The organism is Granulosicoccus sp. 3-233, from assembly GCF_052681095.1.
In genome coordinates, this window is sequence record NZ_JBQYLE010000038.1 from 3,287 (window position 1) to 4,670 (window position 1,384).

1 rRNA gene (only partly in view) is annotated in these 1,384 nt (G+C 53.1%); it reads left to right on the forward strand.

Annotated elements, in window-relative coordinates:
* Positions 1 to 1,368 (forward strand): 23S ribosomal RNA (locus tag ACUNV4_RS30200) (it extends 1,616 nt beyond the left edge of the window).
* The last annotated feature ends 16 nt before the right edge of the window (positions 1,369 to 1,384 follow it).

Here is a 1,384-nt window from a genome sequence, read left to right on the forward strand (position 1 = left end):
TTTTTGAGCGAAGTGGTTGATGCCATGCTTCCAAGAAAATCCTCTAAGCTTCAGGTAACCAGTGTCCGTACCCCAAACCGACACAGGTGGGTAGGTTGAGAATACCAAGGCGCTTGAGAGAACTCGGGTGAAGGAACTAGGCAAAATAGCACCGTAACTTCGGGAGAAGGTGCGCCCCTGAGAGTGATGAATTTGCTTTCTAAGCTTTTGGGGGCCGCAGTGACCAGGTGGCTGCGACTGTTTACTAAAAACATAGCACTCTGCAAACACGCAAGTGGACGTATAGGGTGTGACGCCTGCCCGGTGCCGGAAGGTTAATTGATGGGGTTATCTTCGGAGAAGCTCTTGATCGAAGCCCCGGTAAACGGCGGCCGTAACTATAACGGTCCTAAGGTAGCGAAATTCCTTGTCGGGTAAGTTCCGACCTGCACGAATGGCGTAACGATGGCCACACTGTCTCCACCCGAGACTCAGTGAAATTGAATTCGCGGTTAAGATGCCGTGTACCCGCGGCTAGACGGAAAGACCCCGTGAACCTTTACTACAGCTTTGCACTGAACTTTGAACCTACTTGTGTAGGATAGGTGGGAGGCGTTGAAACGTGATCGCCAGATTGCGTGGAGCCGTCCTTGAAATACCACCCTGGTATGTTTGGAGTTCTAACTTGGGCCCGTTATCCGGGTTGAGGACAGTGTATGGTGGGTAGTTTGACTGGGGCGGTCTCCTCCCAAAGAGTAACGGAGGAGCGCGAAGGTACCCTAAGTACGGTCGGAAATCGTGCGGTTTGTGCAAAGGCATAAGGGTGCTTGACTGCGAGACAGACACGTCGAGCAGGTGCGAAAGCAGGTCTTAGTGATCCGGTGGTTCTGCATGGAAGGGCCATCGCTCAACGGATAAAAGGTACTCCGGGGATAACAGGCTGATTCCTCCCAAGAGTCCATATCGACGGAGGAGTTTGGCACCTCGATGTCGGCTCATCACATCCTGGGGCTGTAGCAGGTCCCAAGGGTATGGCTGTTCGCCATTTAAAGTGGTACGCGAGCTGGGTTTAGAACGTCGTGAGACAGTTCGGTCCCTATCTGCCGTGGGCGTTTGAGAATTGAGGGAAGCTGCTCCTAGTACGAGAGGACCGGAGTGGACGATCCCCTGGTGTTCCGGTTGTCACGCCAGTGGCATTGCCGGGTAGCTACGATCGGACAGGATAACCGCTGAAAGCATCTAAGCGGGAAGCCCCTCCCAAGATGAGTTCTCACTGAATCCTTGAGATTCCTGAAGGGCCCTTGAAGACCACAAGGTTGATAGGCAGGGTGTGGAAGCGCAGTAATGTGTGAAGCTAACCTGTACTAATTGCCCGTGAGGCTTGACCATATAACACCCAAGCAGT